16 protein-coding genes and 1 pseudogene are annotated in these 17,615 nt (G+C 71.0%); 7 read left to right on the forward strand and 10 right to left on the reverse strand.

Annotated features, from left to right (window positions below):
• Window positions 1-123: 123 nt before the first annotated feature.
• Both VQH23_RS06365 and VQH23_RS06370 read left to right on the forward strand, forming a co-directional pair.
• Complete coding sequence (locus VQH23_RS06365) at window positions 124-1,500, forward strand: MmgE/PrpD family protein (protein WP_338664792.1); 1,377 nt, start codon at window positions 124-126, stop codon at window positions 1,498-1,500.
• On the forward strand, window positions 1,500-2,465 hold the full coding sequence (locus VQH23_RS06370) for a tripartite tricarboxylate transporter substrate binding protein (protein WP_338664793.1): 966 nt from the start codon (window positions 1,500-1,502) through the stop codon (window positions 2,463-2,465). Before VQH23_RS06365 ends, VQH23_RS06370 begins: the two co-directional genes overlap by 1 nt.
• A gap of 174 nt (window positions 2,466-2,639) precedes the next feature.
• On the opposite strand, the gene VQH23_RS06375 is transcribed toward VQH23_RS06370, so the two are convergent.
• From VQH23_RS06375 to VQH23_RS06390, 4 genes and pseudogenes are all read right to left on the reverse strand, one after another.
• The gene (locus VQH23_RS06375; protein ID WP_408904328.1) at window positions 2,640-2,882 is read right to left on the reverse strand and encodes an SDR family oxidoreductase; all 243 of its coding nucleotides are present in this window, start codon (window positions 2,880-2,882) and stop codon (window positions 2,640-2,642) included.
• Window positions 2,877-3,301 (reverse strand): annotated as a pseudogene (locus VQH23_RS06380) (transposase); the annotation flags it as partial. The gene VQH23_RS06375 and the pseudogene VQH23_RS06380, both read right to left, overlap by 6 nt.
• Window positions 3,302-3,441: 140 nt before the next feature.
• Window positions 3,442-4,503: an MBL fold metallo-hydrolase gene (locus tag VQH23_RS06385; RefSeq protein WP_338664795.1), complete on the reverse strand. Its 1,062-nt coding sequence runs from the start codon at window positions 4,501-4,503 to the stop codon at window positions 3,442-3,444.
• A 330-nt stretch (window positions 4,504-4,833) separates the two neighbouring features.
• The gene (locus VQH23_RS06390) at window positions 4,834-5,019 is read right to left on the reverse strand and encodes a hypothetical protein (protein WP_338664796.1); all 186 of its coding nucleotides are present in this window, start codon (window positions 5,017-5,019) and stop codon (window positions 4,834-4,836) included.
• Here VQH23_RS06390 and VQH23_RS06395 point away from each other — a divergent pair.
• Window positions 5,012-5,218, forward strand: a complete 207-nt coding sequence (locus VQH23_RS06395) for an SDR family oxidoreductase (RefSeq protein ID WP_338664797.1) — start codon at window positions 5,012-5,014, stop codon at window positions 5,216-5,218. The genes VQH23_RS06390 and VQH23_RS06395 overlap by 8 nt on opposite strands.
• A gap of 202 nt (window positions 5,219-5,420) precedes the next feature.
• Here VQH23_RS06395 and VQH23_RS06400 read toward each other — a convergent pair whose 3' ends face one another.
• The 5 genes from VQH23_RS06400 to VQH23_RS06420 all read right to left on the reverse strand — a co-directional run bounded on the left by VQH23_RS06400 (window position 5,421) and on the right by VQH23_RS06420 (window position 13,695).
• Window positions 5,421-6,026, reverse strand: coding sequence for a helix-turn-helix domain-containing protein (locus tag VQH23_RS06400; RefSeq protein ID WP_338664798.1), 606 nt, complete (start codon window positions 6,024-6,026; stop codon window positions 5,421-5,423).
• A 676-nt stretch (window positions 6,027-6,702) separates the two neighbouring features.
• On the reverse strand, window positions 6,703-7,959 hold the full coding sequence (locus VQH23_RS06405; protein WP_338664799.1) for an MFS transporter: 1,257 nt from the start codon (window positions 7,957-7,959) through the stop codon (window positions 6,703-6,705).
• Window positions 7,956-9,437, reverse strand: coding sequence for an efflux transporter outer membrane subunit (locus VQH23_RS06410; RefSeq protein ID WP_338664800.1), 1,482 nt, complete (start codon window positions 9,435-9,437; stop codon window positions 7,956-7,958). The genes VQH23_RS06405 and VQH23_RS06410 overlap by 4 nt, the downstream gene beginning before the upstream one ends.
• A gap of 2 nt (window positions 9,438-9,439) precedes the next feature.
• Window positions 9,440-12,583 (reverse strand): multidrug efflux RND transporter permease subunit, encoded by a 3,144-nt coding sequence (locus tag VQH23_RS06415; RefSeq protein WP_338664801.1) that lies wholly within the window; start codon window positions 12,581-12,583, stop codon window positions 9,440-9,442.
• Window positions 12,580-13,695, reverse strand: coding sequence for an efflux RND transporter periplasmic adaptor subunit (locus VQH23_RS06420; protein WP_338664802.1), 1,116 nt, complete (start codon window positions 13,693-13,695; stop codon window positions 12,580-12,582). Before VQH23_RS06420 ends, VQH23_RS06415 begins: the two co-directional genes overlap by 4 nt.
• Window positions 13,696-13,772: 77 nt before the next feature.
• On the opposite strand from VQH23_RS06420, the gene VQH23_RS06425 reads away from it, so the two are divergent.
• Together VQH23_RS06425 and VQH23_RS06430 are read left to right on the forward strand one after the other, a co-directional pair.
• Window positions 13,773-14,348, forward strand: coding sequence for a TetR/AcrR family transcriptional regulator (locus VQH23_RS06425; RefSeq protein ID WP_338664803.1), 576 nt, complete (start codon window positions 13,773-13,775; stop codon window positions 14,346-14,348).
• 14 nt (window positions 14,349-14,362) lie between these two features.
• Window positions 14,363-14,680, forward strand: a complete 318-nt coding sequence (locus VQH23_RS06430; protein ID WP_338664804.1) for a multidrug efflux SMR transporter — start codon at window positions 14,363-14,365, stop codon at window positions 14,678-14,680.
• 319 nt (window positions 14,681-14,999) lie between these two features.
• Here the strand turns inward: VQH23_RS06430 and VQH23_RS06435 are convergent, their stop codons facing one another.
• Window positions 15,000-15,137, reverse strand: a complete 138-nt coding sequence (locus VQH23_RS06435; protein ID WP_338664805.1) for a hypothetical protein — start codon at window positions 15,135-15,137, stop codon at window positions 15,000-15,002.
• Between the two features lie 90 nt (window positions 15,138-15,227).
• On the opposite strand from VQH23_RS06435, the gene VQH23_RS06440 reads away from it, so the two are divergent.
• Window positions 15,228-16,085, forward strand: coding sequence for an RnfABCDGE type electron transport complex subunit D (locus VQH23_RS06440; protein WP_338664806.1), 858 nt, complete (start codon window positions 15,228-15,230; stop codon window positions 16,083-16,085).
• A 4-nt stretch (window positions 16,086-16,089) separates the two neighbouring features.
• Entirely contained in the window at window positions 16,090-17,358 is a 1,269-nt protein-coding gene (locus VQH23_RS06445; RefSeq protein ID WP_338664807.1) for a DUF2330 domain-containing protein, read from the forward strand.
• Window positions 17,359-17,615 lie beyond the last annotated feature (257 nt).

The raw sequence follows: 17,615 nt of genomic DNA on the forward strand, positions 1-17,615 counted from the left end.
CAAGAACCCCGCCCGGCCTCGGAGACGGGATCACGGGACGGAAGCCGCCATGACACGGATGTCCATTGTCGGCTCCTGCGCGCCCTGCCGCGCTGGAGTCTCGCCTGGCCGGGTACCCCGGCGTTGAGCGGCACGGAACCGCAGTCAGCCACGGGACGTCTGGCCGCCCGGGTGGCCGGGCTGAACGCAGCGGACCTTGTCCCGGAGGAGCGCGCGCTCGTCGCCAGGGCGGTGCTCGACACCGTCGCGGTGGGAGTGGCGGCGCGCGACGAACCGGCCGCACGCCTCGCGGTCCGGCGGGCTCTCGCGCAGGGTGAGGGACCCTGCACGCTCTGGACGGCCTCGGGCGCTCACCATGTGCGGGAGGAGGAGGCGGCCTGGGCGAACGGTGTCATGGCCCATGTCCTTGACTTCGACGACGTCACCTCGGCGATGCGCGGCCACCCTTCCGTTGCGATGCTGCCGGCCATTCTCGCCCTCGCCGAGGCCGAGGGGCTGCAGGTGGACGACGTCACCACCGCCTATGCCGCGGGGTTCGAGGTGATTGCCGCGCTCTCGGCCGCCATGGCCGCGCCGCACTACGCCCTGGGCTGGCACAGCACGGCGACGATCGGCGCGATCGGGGCTGCGGCGGCCTGCGCCCGTCTGCTCCGGCTGGACGGGGCGCGGGTCGCGCACGCGATCGGGCTCGCCGTCACCCAGGCGGCCGGCACGCGGGCCAGTTTCGGCACCATGGCCAAGTCGGTACAGGCGGGGAACGCGAACCTGACCGGACTGCGCGCCGCGCGGCTGGCGGAAATCGGCTTCGACGCGGCACCGGACGCTCTCGGCGGCGCCCTGGGCTTCGCTTGTCTCGGCGGTGGCGGGATGCTGGCCCTGCCCGGGGCACGCGACGCGCCCGCCCTGCTGCAGCACGGGCTGGAGGTGAAGAAGTATCCGCTGTGCTACGCGACACACCGCGCGCTGGACGCGGTGCTGGACCTGCGCGCGGCGCACGGGCTGACGCTGGCCGATGTGGAGGCCGTGCATGTCCACACCTCGTCCGGCGCGCTGGCGCCGCTGATCCACCACCGCCCGACAACCGGCCTCGATGCCAAGTTCTCCATGGAGTTCGCGATGGCGGCCGCGCTGGCGGACGGCGCCTTGCGTCTCGCCAGCTTCAAGGATGCGGCGGTGCGCCGGCCCGCGCTCCAGGCTTTCCTGCCCAATGTGACCGCTGATGAGGCCAGGGGCGCACTGCTGCCGCGCTGGGCGGAGGTGACGCTGCGGCTGAAGGACGGCCGCACCCTCTCGACCCGCCGGGACGCGCTGCGCGGCGGGATCGAGGATCCCCTGAGCGAGGGCGATCTGCTGGCCAAGTCCGCCGACTGCTTCGCGCATGGCGGCGGCGCGCCGACAGGGGCGGCCGCCCTCCTCGCCGCTTTCAAGAACCCGCGCCGGGCGGCCGGGCCGGCGCTGCGCGAGGCGCTGACCGGCACCGTACTGGAGGAGGCCATATAATGCCCCACCGCAGACATGTCCTGGCGGGCGCTGCCGCGCTCGCGTTTCCGGCATTGCGGCCGGTCCGGGCGCAGGGCTGGCCGAACCGCCCCCTGCGCCTGGTGGCCACCTTCGAGCCCGGCGGGGCAGCGGACCAACTCGCCCGCGCCATCGCTGCGGGCCTGGGGCCGGAGCTCGGCCAGACCGTGGTGGTGGAGAACCGCACCGGCGCGGCCGGCAATATCGGGACGGAGATGGTGGCGCGTGCGAATGACGGCCACACCTTCCTGCTCTGCAGCACCGGGCCAATGGCGTACCATACCATCCTGTTCCGGTCCCTTCCCTTCGACCCGCAGAAGGATTTCACGCCGATCGGATTTGCCGCCTGGTCGCCGAACATCTTCGCCACGCGGAACGACCTCGGATGGAAGCGGCTGGACGAGGTCGTGGCCGCCGCCAAGGCAGCGCCGGGTAAGCTGAACTTCGGCAGCGCCGGCACCGGCACCACGCAGCACCTCGCGGGGGAGATGCTTCAGGAGGCCGCCGGAATCCACCTGACCCACGTGCCCTACCGCGGCGGCGCGCCGGCGCTGCGGGACCTTCTGGGAGGGCAGCTGGAGCTTCTCGTCACGACCGGCTCTGGCGCCAACATGATGCGGGAGGGGAAAATCACCCCGATCGCGGTGATGGGCGAGAAGCGGATCGCCGCCCTTCCAGACACACCCACGATGCAGGAGGCCGGGCTGCGGGGCTTCTCCGCCACGGCCTGGTACGGCGTCGTCGGTCCTGGCGGCCTACCCGCCCCCGCCGTTGCCCGCATGTCCGCCGCGCTCCGCGCCGCGCTGACCGACGAGAATCTGATCGCGCGGATGCGCGACCAGACCATGGACGTCCAGTTCAGCACCCCGGACGACTTCGCGTCGTTCATCGCTGTCGAGCGGCGGAAGTGGCAACCCGTGGCGCAACGGTTCGCCGGTACCATGTAGGGCCTGCCTCTCATCCCGCCGCGGCCCAGGGCCGGACCAGGATCGCGGTGACGGCTCCACCCGGAAAGTTGCGCCGGGTGCTGCCTGGCTCACGATCCCGGCGCCGCTGAACGCCTCCTCCGACGACGTTCGCCAGTCTTGCGTTACTTCCTTGATCCGGCACCGAGGAGGCGGCTAGGCCATGAAGAAGCCGCCGTTCACGTCGAGCGTGGTGCCGGTGACGAAGCCGGCGTGTTCCCCGACGAGGTAGAGCGCTGCAGCGGCGATCTCCTCCGGCAGGCCCATGCGGCCCACCGAAATCCGGCGCGCGAACTCCTCGTTCATGCCCGGCGCAGCGCCCGCCGCCCTCGGCGTGTCGATGCGGCCCGGCGCGATGGCTTTCGCCGTCACGCCGTGCCCTGCGCACTCGATAGCCACCAGCGCCGCCTCGTGATCGGCCACCCGCGGTGCCCTGCGCTGCACGGACCGGTGCTGCCCCAGCACCCGGCAGGCGAACCGCTCCGAGACGTCCAGCGTGCCCGTGACTTGCCTGACGCAGGTCCGACAACGCGCGGCGCTTACGGGTTTTCCGAGGCGGCTTCCTTCAGCACCAGCTTCTCCAGGGTGAGGTCCGCCACCGCCCGGCGAAGCCTGCCGTTCTCCTTCGCCAGCACCTTCAACCGCTTCGCCTGGTCCAGCTTCAGCCCACCGTACTCACTTCGCCGCCGATAGTAGGTCTGCTCCGTCACCCCGATCACGCGCACGACTTCGACCGCCGACTTCCCCTGCGCCAGCAGCACCTTGACCTGGCCCAGCTTGGCCACGATTTCCTCCGGCTTGTGGTGCTTCGTCGCCATCTCCACGCCCTCCACGGATCCGTCGGACTCACATTACCGGCGGACCGCTTCTACGAGGGCTAGGTCAGCCGGACCGACCCAGCGGAACCCATTGGGCCGGCCGCGCCGCCGTGCGATCCGGCCGGACACGGTGCGGCGGGTCAGAACCGCATCAGGTCGCGCCCCGCCACGACCCGGCCGGGGAACACCGCGGCGATGCTCCGCAGGTCGGCCTCGGTCGCCCGCGTGTAGTGCGACAGCACCACCATCCCGACCCCGGCCGCCGCGGCGAGCTCGCCGACCCGGCGCGGCGACAGGTGGCCCCGCTGCGCCTGCGCGGGGGTGAAGCCCGGGGGCAGGTCGGAGTCGTCGTCGCTCACCATCTCCGCCACCAGCACGTCGGAGCCGCGGGCCAGCCGCTCCACGTCCCGGCTCGGGCCGGTGTCGCCGGTGAAGGTAATCGCCCGTCCCCCGGCCTCGATCCGGAGGGACAGGGAGACGGCCCCGGCCGGGCGCCTGACGCCGCGGCCGGAATAATGTGTGTTCTCGACCGCCGTGACGCGGATGGTCCCGTCGTCGTAGGCCGCGCCCGGACGCAGGGTCACGACCTCCAGGCCGTCCGTCCCGGCCCGCGCCCCTCCCTGGCTCGACCTGCCCCGGTTCGACCCGCCCCGGTTCTGCGCACCCGCGCCCGGCCCCTCGGCGCGGGCCTCGGCCTGCCGGATGGCGCCGCTCACCCCGATGAGACGCCCCGCCGCCGCGGCGTAGGCCGCGACGCCCGGCGGCCCGAGCAGCCGCAGCCGCGGCGGCGCGCCGGGGAAGAGCCCGGCGGTGGCGCGGAAGCTGAGCAGCGCCGGCAGGTCGGCCGTGTGGTCGTCGTGCAGGTGGGTGAGCAGCACGGCGCTCACGTCCGTCGGCTCCAGCCCGGCGGCGGCGAGCTGCCGGGTGGCGCCGATCCCGGCATCGACGAGGTAGTGCCGCCCGCCGGCGGTGAGCAGCGTGGCGATGCCGTTGCGCTCGCGCGACACCATCGGCCCGGGGCCGACGCCGAGCAGGGTGATGGTGGTCCCGCCCGCCGCCGGCGCACCGGACGCGGCGTCGCCCGGCGGCGAGGCCGCGGGCGCCTGCGCACCGGCGCGCGTCACGGTCCCCGCCGCGAGCGACAGGACCGCGGCGAGGGCGAGGACGGCGCGCCGCGTGCGTCGGCGAGGGGGGAAAGGCATGATCGGGCGCTCCTGTCCTTGCGTCGCAGCGGGCCCCCGGACCCGGACTCCCGTCCCGCTCGCCCGCGCCCCTCGCGGGCCTGAGGGGCGCGGGCCGGGGGCGGCCGTCGCTCCGGGCGCCGTCGGCTTCGTTCCTCGCCGGAACGGCGGTCCCACGGCGGCGTTTCCACGATCACCCGCCGCGGGGACGGCGCGAACGTCTCGACGGGGCGCGAGGGAGGCGCGTCCGCGGGACGAGGCGGCTGACCCGCTCGCCGTCGAGCGAGCCCAGCCTGGACTTTCCGTCAGGACCGTATCGCTTCTGTCCGGAAAGCGGCGACAAATCGGCCATCAACCAAAGGAGGGCTGACGTCTTCTGCGACGTATCCGCAGACAGGGGAATGGCGCATGGCCGACGGAAGCAGCGTTGACGAGATCGGTGGCAAGATCGCGGTGATCACCGGGGCGGCGAGCGGGATCGGCCGCGCGACGACCGAGCTCTTCGTCGAGCGCGGCGAAGGTCGTCGCGGTGGACATCAACCCCGAGGTGGAGCGCCTGGCGTCCGAAGAGCTGGTGCCGCTGGTCGCCGACGTGGCGGCGGACGGCAGCGCCGAGAAGGCGGTGGCGACGGCCGTCGAGCGCTTCGGGCGGCTCGACATCCTCGTGAACAACGCGGGCTACATCAAAACGGCCAGGCTGCCGAGCGAAAAGCCTCGGCTAGTCATTGCTCCTTAGATCACATGGCGACTGATCGATCAATCAAGCCGTGGCATGTCCCCGGGCAAGTTTACAGTCGCGGCCACCCGCCTCGCAGCGGGGAAAATGGGACGCCATGAGCGCCCGGGCCGTGAAGCTCCGGTCCAGCCATGTCGCCCTGATCTCCCATCCTCGGGCGGTCGCCGGGCTCGTCCAGGAAGCGGCCGGTCGCTGAGGGCACCTACCCGCCCCATGGGCATAAGCCGGTCCCGCCCTGGCAACGCCGGTACTCCACCGGCGTCGTGCCGGCCCGCCTAGCGAAGGCACGCCAAAGAGTGCCGGCGTCCCTGAATCCGCAGGCGCCCGCGACCTGCTTCGTGGCCATGCTTCTGCTCTCGAGAAGCCGCCGCGCGGCCTCGATCCGCACGCCCTCGACATATGTGGCCGGCATCAGCCCCGTCTCGACCTGAAACAGGCGCACGAAGTGCCGCGGGCTCATCCCGGTCCGGGCTGGAAGGCGCTCGACGCCGTGGTCCTCGGCGGGATGTGCGGCGACCCAGCGCTGGACCTCCTGCAAGGCGGAACGCCCGACCGGCGCGCCGAGGCCGTGCCGGCTCAACTGCATCTGCCCGCCGCCGTGCTCGAAGAACATGACGAACTGCGCCGCGACCTGCCGCGCGAGCTCTCCCCAATTCTCTTCCACCAGCGCCAGGGCGAGGTCGAGGCCCGCCGTCACCCCGGCGGCCGTCCGGAGCGGCCCGTCGAAGTTGAGGATGGCATCTGGCTCGACCCGAGCCGCGGGACAGCGACCGGCGAGCGCCTCCGGCACGGCCCAGTCCGTCGTCACGCGACGCACCTCCAGCAGCCCGGCCTACTCGCGCAGGAATGGGACGGTTCTTCGCTAAGATCGGGGAGTCGGTAACGGTGTCGGGCGGTGCGCCTCCAGCGCCGGAGCGGATGGCGGGCGTCATCGACGCGGTACGGCGATACGGGTTCCGGCTCGGTTCGGAGAAGTACAACAAGGCTGTAGTTCTGGCCTGAGCCCAACGGTGCCTGCAGGCCCTACTCGGACTGCCGGATCTGGAACTGGCGGATGTCCTCGGCCGTAGCCGTACCGGGCGAGCATTCCAGAAAGGCGGCAAAGCCCTAGACGGTGCGGAGGTAGTTCCTGCGGGTCTTCTCAGTAAGTCCGCGCACGGTCATGTCGGCGACGAAGCGCTCGCGCAGCCTACCGGAGGCTGCGGGATGGAGATGGGTCATCGGGAGCCCTTCGGGATCGGGGAGCTTCCAGCGTCGGCTCGGACTTGGACGGACGGGCGCGCTTAAGGGCGCGCTTCCTGATCGCAGGCCGGGGCCTGGTGGCTGCGCCGGGGAAAAGAGGGTTCAACCAAGCGGACTGCCGCTTTGCGCCCTTCTCAGACGTGAAATCGGATCTGGCGCATGCTCCAGAGCGGACGTCACTCTTCGAGAAGGTTTCTGCTGTCCTGGATCCGAGGCGGTTCATCGCCGTCCTGGAGTGCGCCTCATCCGAAATCGCGCAGGGCCTTCGACCGGAAGCCCACGAGCGCGACACCTCCCGCCAGGGTGCCCGTCAGGACGAAGAGCCAGCGGGTTCCCATCATCTCTCCGATGGGGCCGGCCACGGCCAGGCCGACCGGCGCCGCAAGCCCCATGACGGCGGTCATCAGGGACAGCGCCCGGCCCTGCTGGTGATGGGGGATGGACGACTGCAGGAGAGCCATCATCGGCGCGTCGCCGATAACGAAGGCGGCCCCGCTCACCCCCCACCAGAACACGGCCGCCCAGAACATCTCCCTCGGCATCAGGGCTGCCAGGGCGACGGCGAAGCAGGATCCCGCAAGGCCCCACAGGATCCAGGGCATAGGCCGCCCGGGCGGAAAGGCGGCCACCACCATTCCGCCCGCGAGCATCGCGGCGCCCGCCACCCCTTCCATGACCGCGACCTGCCCGGCCCCACCCCCGAAGTGCTCCTTCACCAGCAGGGGCACCAGGGTGAACGACGGCATGACCACGAGCACGACGGCCCCCAGCAGCCCGTAGAGGCGACGCAGCCCGGGGTGACCCCAGACCAGGCGAACACCGCCCTGGAACTCCGACCAGATGCCTGTCCGGTCGGCCGGGGGTACCTCTGGCTGGGGAATGCGGAAGACCAATAGCGGCACGATGCCGAGCAGCGCCGTCAGCACGTCGATCCCCAGCGCCATCCCGATCGGCATGACGCCGATGGCCAGAGCGCCCAGTGGCGCGGCGGCGACCGTCATCAGCCCCATTAGGGTCTGGTTCAGCCCGGCGGCGCGGGGCAGGAAGTCCCGCGGGACGAGCATCGCCGTGCTGGCGGCCGCGGCAGGCGCCTGGAAGGCCTGCATCGCGCTGCGGACGGCCATCATGGCGTAGGCGTGCCAGAGCTCGATCCGCCCCGTGAGGAAGAGGGCGATCAGGACCAGCATGCAGAGCGCGCTGACGGCGTCCGCCGCGATCAGCAGGAGCCTGCGGCTGTAACGGTCTGCGAGGACACCGCCGAGCGGGCCGAGCAGCGCCTGCGGCAGCAGGGCCGCCGTGCCCGCGGTGGCCAGCGCCGAGACGCTGCCCGTGGTGTCGGTGATCCACCAGAGCAGCACGAACTGCGTTAGGGCCGACCCGATGAGCGAGAGCGCCTGCCCGCCGAAGATGGCCCAGAACCGCAGCTGCCAGCCCCGGCCGGGGTCCGGCAGGGAGTGAACGGCCTCCTGCTCGAGGGCTGTGACCGTCGGCGGGATCATCGCCCGGACACCGAAGCGACAGCCCCGGCCTCCGCGCCGAAGCCGCCGCCGAGGGCGACGAAGAGGGCGGTGGTGTCCGCGAAACGGGCAGCCCGGGCGCGGATTAGGGCGATGCGGGCCCGTGCATCGGCCTGCTGGGCGGTCAGGACCTCCAGCGTCGTAACGGCGCCCAGCCGCTGCTGCCGCCGCGCGATGTCGAGGGACTGGGCCGCGACCCGCGCCGCCTCGTCCTGGGTCCGCAGGGTCTCCGCGTCGAGCTCGACGGCCCGCAGCGCGTCGGCCACGTTCTTGAAGGCGCGGAGGACGGCGCCCCGGTACCCGGCCGCGGCGGCGTCCCGTGCGGCGATGGCGGCATCCCGCTCCCGCAGCAACCGCCCACCCTGGAAGATCGGCTGCGCCAGCCCCGCCGCCGCCGACCAGATCAGCCCCTCCGGCGTGAAGGCCGAGATCCCGGACGTCGCCGCCGTCCCGTAGCTCGCGGTCAAGGTCACCCGGGGCAGGAGGTTGGCCGTAGCCACGCCGATGCGCGCGTTGGCCGCCTGCAGGGCCGCCTCCGCGGAGAGGATGTCCGGGCGCTGGCGGACCAGCTCGGAGGGCAGCCGGACCGGCAGCGTCTCCGGCAGGCGCAGCGCGTCGAGCGGGGGCAGCGAGAGGGGATGGCGGTCCGTGGTACGGCCAGCGAGGACGGCGATGAGCGTCCGCTGCTCCTCCAGCGCCTTCTGCAGCACGGGCAAGTCGGCGCGCCGCTGCGCCACCTCTGCCTCTTGCAGCAGCACCTCGCTCCGGGCGATGGCGCCGAGCGAGAGGCGGCTCCGCAGCACGCGCAGGCTGTCCTCCGCGGCCGCGATGATCTCGCGCGTGGCGTCGATCTCGGCCCGGAGGGCGGCGTCCTGGACAGCGGCGTTCACGAGGTTGCCGCTGAGGGTCAGGGCCGCCGCGTCGCGCTCGAAGAGCAGTCGGTCGGCCTCGGCGTCGAGCCCCTCGACCTCGCGCCGGACGCCGCCGAACAGGTCCACGAGGTAGCTCACCTCCACCCGGGCGGTGCTGAGCGTGTAGGCGGGAGGGGAGGCGGCTCTGCTCCCGAAAGGGACCGGCTCGACCCGCTGGCGGGCGGACTGGGCGGCGAGACCGATTGTCGGGAAGAAGCCGCCGCGCCCGGCCTCGGCCAGGGCCTGGGCCTGCCGGAGCGTGGCGCGGGCCGCTTCCAAGTCGGTGTTGCGGGCGAGCGCCTCGGCAACCAGGGCGTCCAGCTCGGCCGAGCCGAAGGCGCGCCACCAGTCCGGCGCCACGGGCGCGCCGGGCACGAAGCGCTGGGCGCCGCCGCCGGGGCCGGTCGTGCCGGTGATCGTGGCCGCCAACGGGGCCGGGCGGTACCCGGCGGCGTCCGGCGCGGCCGGGCGCTCGAAGTCCGGGCCGACGGCGCAGCCCGCGAGCAGCAGGAAGGCCGCGCCGGAGAGGGGGTAATGACGGCGGGCCATGATCAGGTCGCCTCCTTCGCGGTGGCCGGTGGCCTCCCGTCGCCAGCCTCGGCCGCCACCTCGGCCTTCCCGGCGAACCACTTGTAGAAGAGCGGGATGAGGAAGACGGCGAGGAAGGTCGCCGCGACCATCCCACCGACCACGGCGGTCCCAATCGAGACCCGGCTGCCCGAGCCCGCGCCCGTGCTGATGGCCAGCGGCACGCAGCCCAGGATGAAGGCCAGCGAGGTCATGATGATGGGGCGGAAGCGCAGCCGGGCGGCCTCCAGCGCCGCGTCGAAGGCGGACCTGCCCGCCCGGCGCTCCAGCACCGCGAACTCCACGATGAGGATGGCGTTCTTGGCGGCCAGGCCGACCAGGGTGATGAGGCCGACCTGGAAGTAGATGTCGTTGTTCAGCCCTCTCGCCCACACCGCCACCAGCGCGCCGAACAGCCCGAAGGGCACGGCGAGCAGGACCGCGACCGGCAGGGTCCAGCGCCCGTACTGGGCGGCGAGGATCAGGAAGACCATGACGATGCCGAAGCCGAGCGCGAGCGCGGCCGCGCTCCCGCCTGCCACCTCCTGGTAAGCCGCGCCGCTCCAGGCGATGCCGAAGCCCTGCGGCAGGGCGGTGGCCGCGAGTTCCTGCATCGCCTGCAGCGCCTGGCCGGAGGAGTAACCAGGAGCGGCGGCGCCGTTGATCGTGGCGGCGGGAAAGCCGTTGAAGCGCTCGGCCAAGTCGCTGCCGACCACGCGGGTCAGCGTCAGCATGGCGCTGGCGGGCACCATCTCGCCGTTGCTGGCCCGCACGAAGACGCGGCTGAGGTCGCCCGGCTCCCGGCGGTACTCGCCCTCCGACTGCAGGTTGACCCGGTAGTTGCGGCCGAGCAGGGAGAAGTCGTTTACGTAGAGGCTGCTGAACGTGCTCTGCACCGTTTCGAACAGGGCGTTGAGCGCCACCCCGCGCGCCTTCGCGGCGTCGCGGTCGATGTCCAGCCGGTAACGCGGGACGTTGCTCTGCAGGGTCGTGCTGACCCCGGCCAGCTCCGGCCGCTGCGCCGCGGCAGCGACGAGGGCGTTGACGGCCTCGGTCATCGCCGCGCGCCCGGTCCCGGCGCGGTCCAGCACCTTCATCTCGAAGCCGCCCACCGTGCCCAGTCCGTCAATGGCGGGCGGGTTGAAGGCGAGGGCGAAGGCGTTGCGGACCTCGGAGAGCGTGCCCGCGAGGGCTCCCGCGAGGACGCGCGCGTCCTGCCCCTCGCCGGTGCGCTCGGACCAGTCCTTCAGCTCCACGAAGGCGGCGCCCGCGCTGGTGCTGGCGGCGTTGGAGAGCAGGTTGAAGCCGGAGAAGGACAGCACGGTCCGGACGCTCGGGTCGGCGCGGAGGATGCGCTCGACCTCCACGCCGGAGGCGGCCGTGCCCTCCAGGGAGGTCGCGGGCGGCATGCTCCAGACGACCAGCAGGTTGCCCTGGTCCTCCTCGGGCACCAGGCCGCCGGGGACCGTGCGGAACAGCATCACGGTCAGGCCGCAGACCACGGCGAGCGAGAGCAGGCCCGCGAAGCCGCGGCGCAGGAAGAAGCGCACCCCGGTGGTGTAGCCCCGCGTCAGCCGGTCGAAGCCGCGGTTGAACAGGCGGAAGGGCAGCAAAGGCTGGCCGTGGCCGGGCTTGAGCATGACGGCGCACAGGGCGGGCGTCAGCGTCAGCGCCACGATGCCGGAGAGGATGACGGAGACGGAGATGGTGATGGCGAACTGCTTGTAGAGCTCGCCGGACAGGCCCCCGAGGAAGCCGACGGGGATGAAGACGGCGCAGAGCACGAGCACGATGGCGATTACGGGCCCGGTAACCTCCTCCATGGCCTCGATCGACGCCTCCTTGGGCGAGAGCCCCTTCTCGGCCATCAGGCGCTCGACGTTCTCGACCACGACGATGGCGTCGTCCACCACGATGCCGATGGCCAGGATCAGGCCGAACAGGGTCAGCATGTTGATGCTGAACCCGAGCGCGTACATGCCCGCGAAGGTGCCGATGATGGAGACGGGGATGGCGATCAGTGGGATCACGGTCGCCCGCCAGTTCTGCAGGAACACGAACACCACCACGACGACCAGGAGGACCGCCTCGATGAAGGTGGTGATGACCTGCCTGATCGAGACCTGGACGAAGGTCGTGGTGTTGTAGGGGACCGAGTAGGACATGCCCTGCGGCATGGACCGGGCCAGCTCCTCCATGCGCGCGGTCACCGCGTCCATCGTCTGCAGGGCGTTGGCGCCGGGCTGGAGATAGATGCCGAAGGGGGCGCTGGGCTGGCCGTTCAGCGTGCCGAGGAAGTCGTACTGCTGGGAGCCGAGCTCCACGCGGGCCACGTCGCGCAGCCGCAAGGTGGACCCGTCGGGGCGGGCCTGGAGGATGATGTTACCGAAGGCGGCCACGTCCGGCAGGCGGCCCTGGGCGGTCATGGCGTAGGTGTAGGCCCCGCCCCCCGCGCTCGGGGCGGCGTTGATCTGCCCAGCGGCGAACTGCTGGTTCTGCTCACGGATGGCGGCGGTGACGTCCGAGGCGGTCAGGGAGAACTGCGCCAGCTTCTCCGGCCGCAGCCAGATCCGCATGGAATACTCCTTCTGCCCGAAGAGCGAGGCGTTGCCGACGCCGGGGATGCGCTTGATCTCGTCGATGACGTTCCGCAGCGCGTAGTTGCTGAGGAAGATCTCGTCGAAGCGGTCGGCGGCCGAGGTCAGCGACACGATGGCCAGGAAGGCGCTGGACTGCTTGCTGACGGTGACGCCGACCCGCTGCACCTCGCTCGGCAGGGTCGCGAGCACGCCCTGGACGCGGTTACTGACGTTGATCGTCGCCTGGTCCGGGTCGGTGCCGATCTGGAAGCTGACGGTGAGGGTCATGCTGCCATCGGTGTTGACGGACTGCATGTAGATCAGCCCCTCGACGCCGTTTATGGCGCGCTCCAGCGGCGCCGAGACGGTCTGGGCCACCGTGTCGGCATCGGCGCCGGAGTAGGTCGTGGAGACGACCACCTGCGGCGGCACGATCTGCGGGTACTGCGCGATCGGCAGCACGCGCATGGCCACCAGCCCGGCCAGGACGATGACGATGGAGAGCACCCCGGCGAGAACCGGGCGCTCGATGAAGAAGCGGGCGCTCACGGCCGGGCCTCCCCGACCTGGACCGGCGAGGCCTCGACGGGGGCTGGCTCGACGGGCACGCCCTCGACCACCTTCACCACGCCCTCGGCGATGACGCGGTCACCGGGCCGGAGACCGTCCTCGACCACCCACTCGCTGCCCACGGTGCGCCCGAGCCGGAGAGCGCGGCGCTCGGCCTTGCTGCCCGGGCCGACGACGTAGGCGAAGGGGCCCTGGACGTCCTGCTGCACCGCCGCCTGGGGCACGCGGATGGCCTCCCGCGACCGGCCGGACACGCGGATGCGGACGAACTGGCCGGGGATCAGGCGCCGGTCGGGGTTGGCGAAGGTGGCGCGGCCGCGCACCGTGCCTGTGGTGGGGTCCACCGTCGCCTCGGTGAAGCTCACCTTGCCTTCCGGGCCGCCATCGGCGTCCAGCAGCACCTGCACGGGCAGGTCCCGCACGCCGCCCGCGGACAGGGCGGCGAGGTCAGGGCCGTTGAAGGCGAAGGCCACGTAGACCGGATCCATCTGCGTGATGCGGGTCAGCAGCGAGTTCTCGCCCCCGGCGCTGACAAGGCTGCCCTCCGGGACCGCCTCCAGGCTGGTGACGCCGGAGATCGGGGCGGTGACGGTGGTGTAGCCGAGCTCGAGGCGGGCCGTGGCAAGGCGCGCCCGTGCGGCGGCCAGCCCGGCCTCCGCCTGAGCAAGGGCAGACACGGCGTCGTCCCGATCCTTCAGGCTGCCCGCGTCCGCGCGCAGGAGGGCCGCGGTCCGCCGCTGGTCGCGGCGGGCCCGCTGCACCGCCGCGTCGGCCTCCTGGACTTGGGCCTCGGCGAGGTCCACCGCAGCCTGGTAGGTGGCGGGATCGATGCGGAAGAGGACGTCGCCCTCCTTGACGGCGGCACCCTCGGTGTAGGCGCGCCGGAGCAGGATGCCGCCGACGCGGGCGCGCACCTCGGTCTGGCGCACGGCCGTGACCCGGCCGCCGTACTCGAAAGCCAGGGGAGTCGGTTGGGGTCGCGCCTCGACGACGCCGACCTTGGTGGGTGGCGGCGTTGACTCCGATGGCCCTGTCGCCTCGCCGCAGGCGGCGAGCAGGAGGAGCAGGGACAGCGCGGAACGGCGTTGCATGACGTCACCAGATTCAGGAAGGCGGCCCAAGGAAGGTGCTTGCCCGTGGCAGCACCGGGCCGTATAAATCCATACAGATGGAATTGAACTCGTCAAGGAGACATCTGGTGGGGCGTCCGCCGACCATCGACCGCGACCGGGTTCTCGACCTCGCAGAGGGCATCCTGCTCAAGGCGGGAACCGGCGCCCTGACGCTTGATGCCGTCGCTAAGGCCGCGGGCATCTCGAAAGGGGGCGTTCAGTCGCGCTTTGGGACCAAAGATGAACTCATCGGCGCGATGATCGAGCGCTGGTCGCGCGAGTACGATGCCCAGCTCAACGCCATTGTCGGCCCGGACCCGCAAGCCGAGGAGGCGGTGCGGGGGCACGTCGAGGCGACGATGGGCATGGACGCCGGTGGCCGCACTAGGGCCGCGGGCCTGATGGCCGCCCTAATAGAGAGTTCGCATCATCGGGCGGAGTGCAGGGCCTGGTACGCCGAACGCTTCGGCGCCCTCGACCCGCGCTCGAAGCAAGGGCAGCGCGCCAGGATGGCGCTGCTGGCCACCGAGGGGGCGTTCATTCTGCGCACCTTCGGCTTGATGGAATTCAGCGATGACGAGTGGAGCGGTGTCCGCGACGGGCTTCGCGCACTCCTCGACGGCAAGATTTGAGAGGGGGAAAGACCTTGGGTTGGCTTTACCTGGTCCTGGCAGGCCTCCTGGAGATCGGCTGGCCCGTCGGCCTGAAGATGGCCCAGGTTCCGGCAACGCGCTGGCTCGGCATCGTGGTCGCCCTCGCATTCATGGGAGCGAGCGGTACCCTGCTCTGGATGGCCCAGCGGCAGATCCCACTGGGTACGGCCTATGCGGTCTGGACTGGCATCGGGGCCGCTGGGACGTTCCTGGTCGGCATCATGATCTACGGCGATCCGACATCTGTGGCCCGCTCCGCGGGTGTGGCCCTGATCATCGGCGGCGTGGTTGTGCTCAAGCTGGCAAGCTGAACGCACTGCCACGATCGGGATCTTAGAATTCCCTAGGATCAATGCCCATCAGGATGGTGCGGTGACAACATGTCCGCTGCCGGATCGCTGATGCCCGCTTCTCGACACCTGCACTCCGGAAGCGGAAGTGCCGCTTCCGGCCAGCTTCACCCGTCGGCTCAGCGCCCTTCTCGGCCGTTCGCGTGGTGCCGTTGCCTTCCGGAAAGCGGAAATCGTCTACCCCGAATGGCATATAGCCGTCTGAGGTGGCAAACAGACATGTCTATCCCTCAGGGGACATCACACATCGGCGTTGGGCTCAGCTTACGGAGACGGTCATCTACTCCCGCAGCTTCGACCACTGCCGACGGGTGTTCCTGTTCTTGACCGCGATGGCCAGCGCCCGCCGCTGGCCTACCAGCACGACGAGCCGCTTGCCCCGGGTCACACCGGGGTAGAGCAGGTTCCTGGCCAGCATAGCGGAGTGCTGAGTTGTGAGCCCGCCTCCGCGACGGGTGCCGAACTACTGCGCTCATCCGTGCAGTCCCGGGACGTTCCCAGGCGGACCATGATGCACAGCGCCGGTTTGACAAAAAATCGGCTTCTGCGGAGCCTGCATGCGGAAATGGGGCGAGACGGGATGACGACCGACGCACGGTATGTCCAGATCGCGGCGCTTTCCACGCTGCTCGTGCTCGAGATCTGGGCGTTCGACCTCGGTGCGACTCCCCTCCAGGCCCTGGTGACCGTGGGCACCGCGCTCGTCGTCCAAGCCGCCTCTTGCCGGGCGACCGGGACGCCGTTCGACTGGCGGAGCCCGCTCGTGACCGGCCTTTCGCTGTCCCTGCTGCTGCGCTCGGCCGACCCGCTCTCGTGGGTCGCGGCCGCTGCGGTCGGTATCGGCTCGAAATTCCTGCTCCGGATTGGTGGCAAGCATGTCTTCAACCCGGCCTGCTTCGCCATCGTCGCCATGCTCGCCACGGGGCAGGTCTGGGTTTCTCCAGGGCTCTGGGGCAACGCAACCTGGCTTGCACTGATGGTGGCCGGGTTCGGCGGCCTCGTCCTGGCCCGGTCCAGCCGCCTCGACATCGCCCTGGCGTTCCTCGCCTCCTACGGAGCGCTGCTGTTGGGCCGGTGCCTGTGGCTCGGGGATCCGCTGACCATCCCGGCGCACCAGATGCAGTCCGGGGCACTGCTCATCTTCTCGCTGTTCATGATCACCGACCCCCGCTCCACGCCTGACAGCCGATCCGGCCGGATGGTCTTCGCCTTTGCCGTGGCGGCGATCGGCTATCACCTCCAGTTCCGCTGGCAGGTCCGGGAGGGACTGTTCTACGCCCTGGCCGCGGTCTCGCTGGCCACCCCCCTCATCGACCGCTGGCGCCCTTCCGCGCGCTTCGCTTGGTCTGGAACCCGGGAAGCATGACCCTATGACCAAGAAGATCCGTGTCCTGCCCGTGGCGCTCGCCGCCCTGCTGTTTGTGTCGCAGACCGCCCAGGCCTTCTGCGGCTTCTACGTCGCGACCTCCAGCGAGCCTCTGGTGAACAGGGCGTCGCGTGTCGTCCTGGCCCGCGAGGGAAACCGCACCTCGATCACGATGGCCAGCGATGTCAGCGGCGATCCCAAGGAGTTCGCCATGGTGGTGCCGGTGCCGACCGTCATCCGGCGCGAGCAGGTGAGCATCGTCAGGCCGGACACCGTTCAGCACCTCGTGGATTACACCAAGCCGCGCATTGTCGAGTACTTTGACGAGGATCCGTGCCCCGAGCCAGAGCCCGAGCGTCGGTACTCCATGGCAGTCCCGGCTCCGGCGCCCGCCGCCGCGCCAGCGACCGTGCGCGTCGAGGCGCAGTTCGCGGTCGAGGAATACGACATTGTCGTGCTGTCGGCGACCGACAGCGGCGACCTGATCCGCTATCTTAACCGCAACGGCTACAAGATCCCGCCGGGAGCGGAGGAGACGGTGAACAGCTACCTCGGCCAGGACATGAAGTTCTTCGTGGCCAAGGTGAACCTCAACAGGATGCGGAACAACACGTCCGGCTTCCTGCGGCCCATCCGGGTGGACTACGAATCCCCCAAGTTCATGCTGCCCATCCGCCTGGGCACGGTGAACGCGACCGGCCCCCAGGAGATGGTGGTCCTCACCCTCACCCGTCGCGGACGCGTAGAGACGACGAACTACCGCACTCAGCGCATGCCGACCGACATCGAAGTGCCGGTCTTCGCCCAGGAGGAGTTCGGCAGGCTCTATGACGCGGCTTTCGACCGGGCGCACGAACAAGCCGGACGCAACGCGGTCTTCCTCGAATACGCCTGGAACATGGGCGCCTGCGATCCCTGCGCGGCCCCGAACCTGTCGAACGCGGAACTGCGCGAGCTCGGCGCCACCTGGGTACCCGAACAGGGATGGCAGCAGAACGCCTTCGTGACGCGGCTGCATGTCCGCTACGACCGCGAGCACTTCCCGGAGGACCTTGCGTTTCAGGAAACCGTCGATAATCGCACCTACCAGGTCCGCCTTGTCACCCGTCACGCCTATCGCGGTGACACCTCGGTCTGCCGCGCAGGCCGCGCCTACGAGGCCGGGCTCCAGGCCCGCTACGCCCAGTGGGCGTCGAACCTCGAGCGGTTGACCGGCTGGTCCGGGGCCGTGGTGCGTCATCGCATGGCCGGGACCGGCCAGGGCCTGCGTTGAAGGAAGCATAGGACATGACGACCAGGAACGCTTGGTCGGCCGCTCTGGCTGTCCTGCTCATCGCCCCGGCCGCTATGGCCCAGGCTCCGTCTCCCGAGCGGTGGGAGGGCTACCGCGAGGAGATGCGGACCGCTGCCGTGCACGTCCAGGCGGAGGTCGTGTCGGCGGTCATCCCGACTCTCCGGCACCGGGGAGACTGCACGGTGGACGCGGTAGCACGGCGGACCTTCCGCGGCCGCGAAGTCCTGCCCGAAGGG

The sequence above is a fragment of the Pararoseomonas sp. SCSIO 73927 genome, from assembly GCF_037040815.1.
Classification (GTDB): domain Bacteria; phylum Pseudomonadota; class Alphaproteobacteria; order Acetobacterales; family Acetobacteraceae; genus Roseomonas.

What these genes read in the sequence shown, in the direction of transcription:
- VQH23_RS06410 (WP_338664800.1), bottom strand. Translation starts at nt 9,437, where the DNA reads ATGGCCCGCCGTCATTACCCCCTCTCCGGCGCGGCCTTCCTGCTGCTC.
- VQH23_RS06390 (WP_338664796.1), bottom strand. Translation starts at nt 5,019, where the DNA reads ATGTCCACCGCGACGACCTTCGCCGCGCTCGACGAAGAGCTCGGTCGT.
- VQH23_RS06425 (WP_338664803.1), top strand. Translation starts at nt 13,773, where the DNA reads ATGGAATTGAACTCGTCAAGGAGACATCTGGTGGGGCGTCCGCCGACC.
- VQH23_RS06385 (WP_338664795.1), bottom strand. Translation starts at nt 4,503, where the DNA reads ATGCCTTTCCCCCCTCGCCGACGCACGCGGCGCGCCGTCCTCGCCCTC.
- VQH23_RS06405 (WP_338664799.1), bottom strand. Translation starts at nt 7,959, where the DNA reads ATGATCCCGCCGACGGTCACAGCCCTCGAGCAGGAGGCCGTTCACTCC.
- VQH23_RS06370 (WP_338664793.1), top strand. Translation starts at nt 1,500, where the DNA reads ATGCCCCACCGCAGACATGTCCTGGCGGGCGCTGCCGCGCTCGCGTTT.
- VQH23_RS06420 (WP_338664802.1), bottom strand. Translation starts at nt 13,695, where the DNA reads ATGCAACGCCGTTCCGCGCTGTCCCTGCTCCTCCTGCTCGCCGCCTGC.
- VQH23_RS06445 (WP_338664807.1), top strand. Translation starts at nt 16,090, where the DNA reads ATGACCAAGAAGATCCGTGTCCTGCCCGTGGCGCTCGCCGCCCTGCTG.
- VQH23_RS06435 (WP_338664805.1), bottom strand. Translation starts at nt 15,137, where the DNA reads ATGCTGGCCAGGAACCTGCTCTACCCCGGTGTGACCCGGGGCAAGCGG.
- VQH23_RS06440 (WP_338664806.1), top strand. Translation starts at nt 15,228, where the DNA reads ATGATGCACAGCGCCGGTTTGACAAAAAATCGGCTTCTGCGGAGCCTG.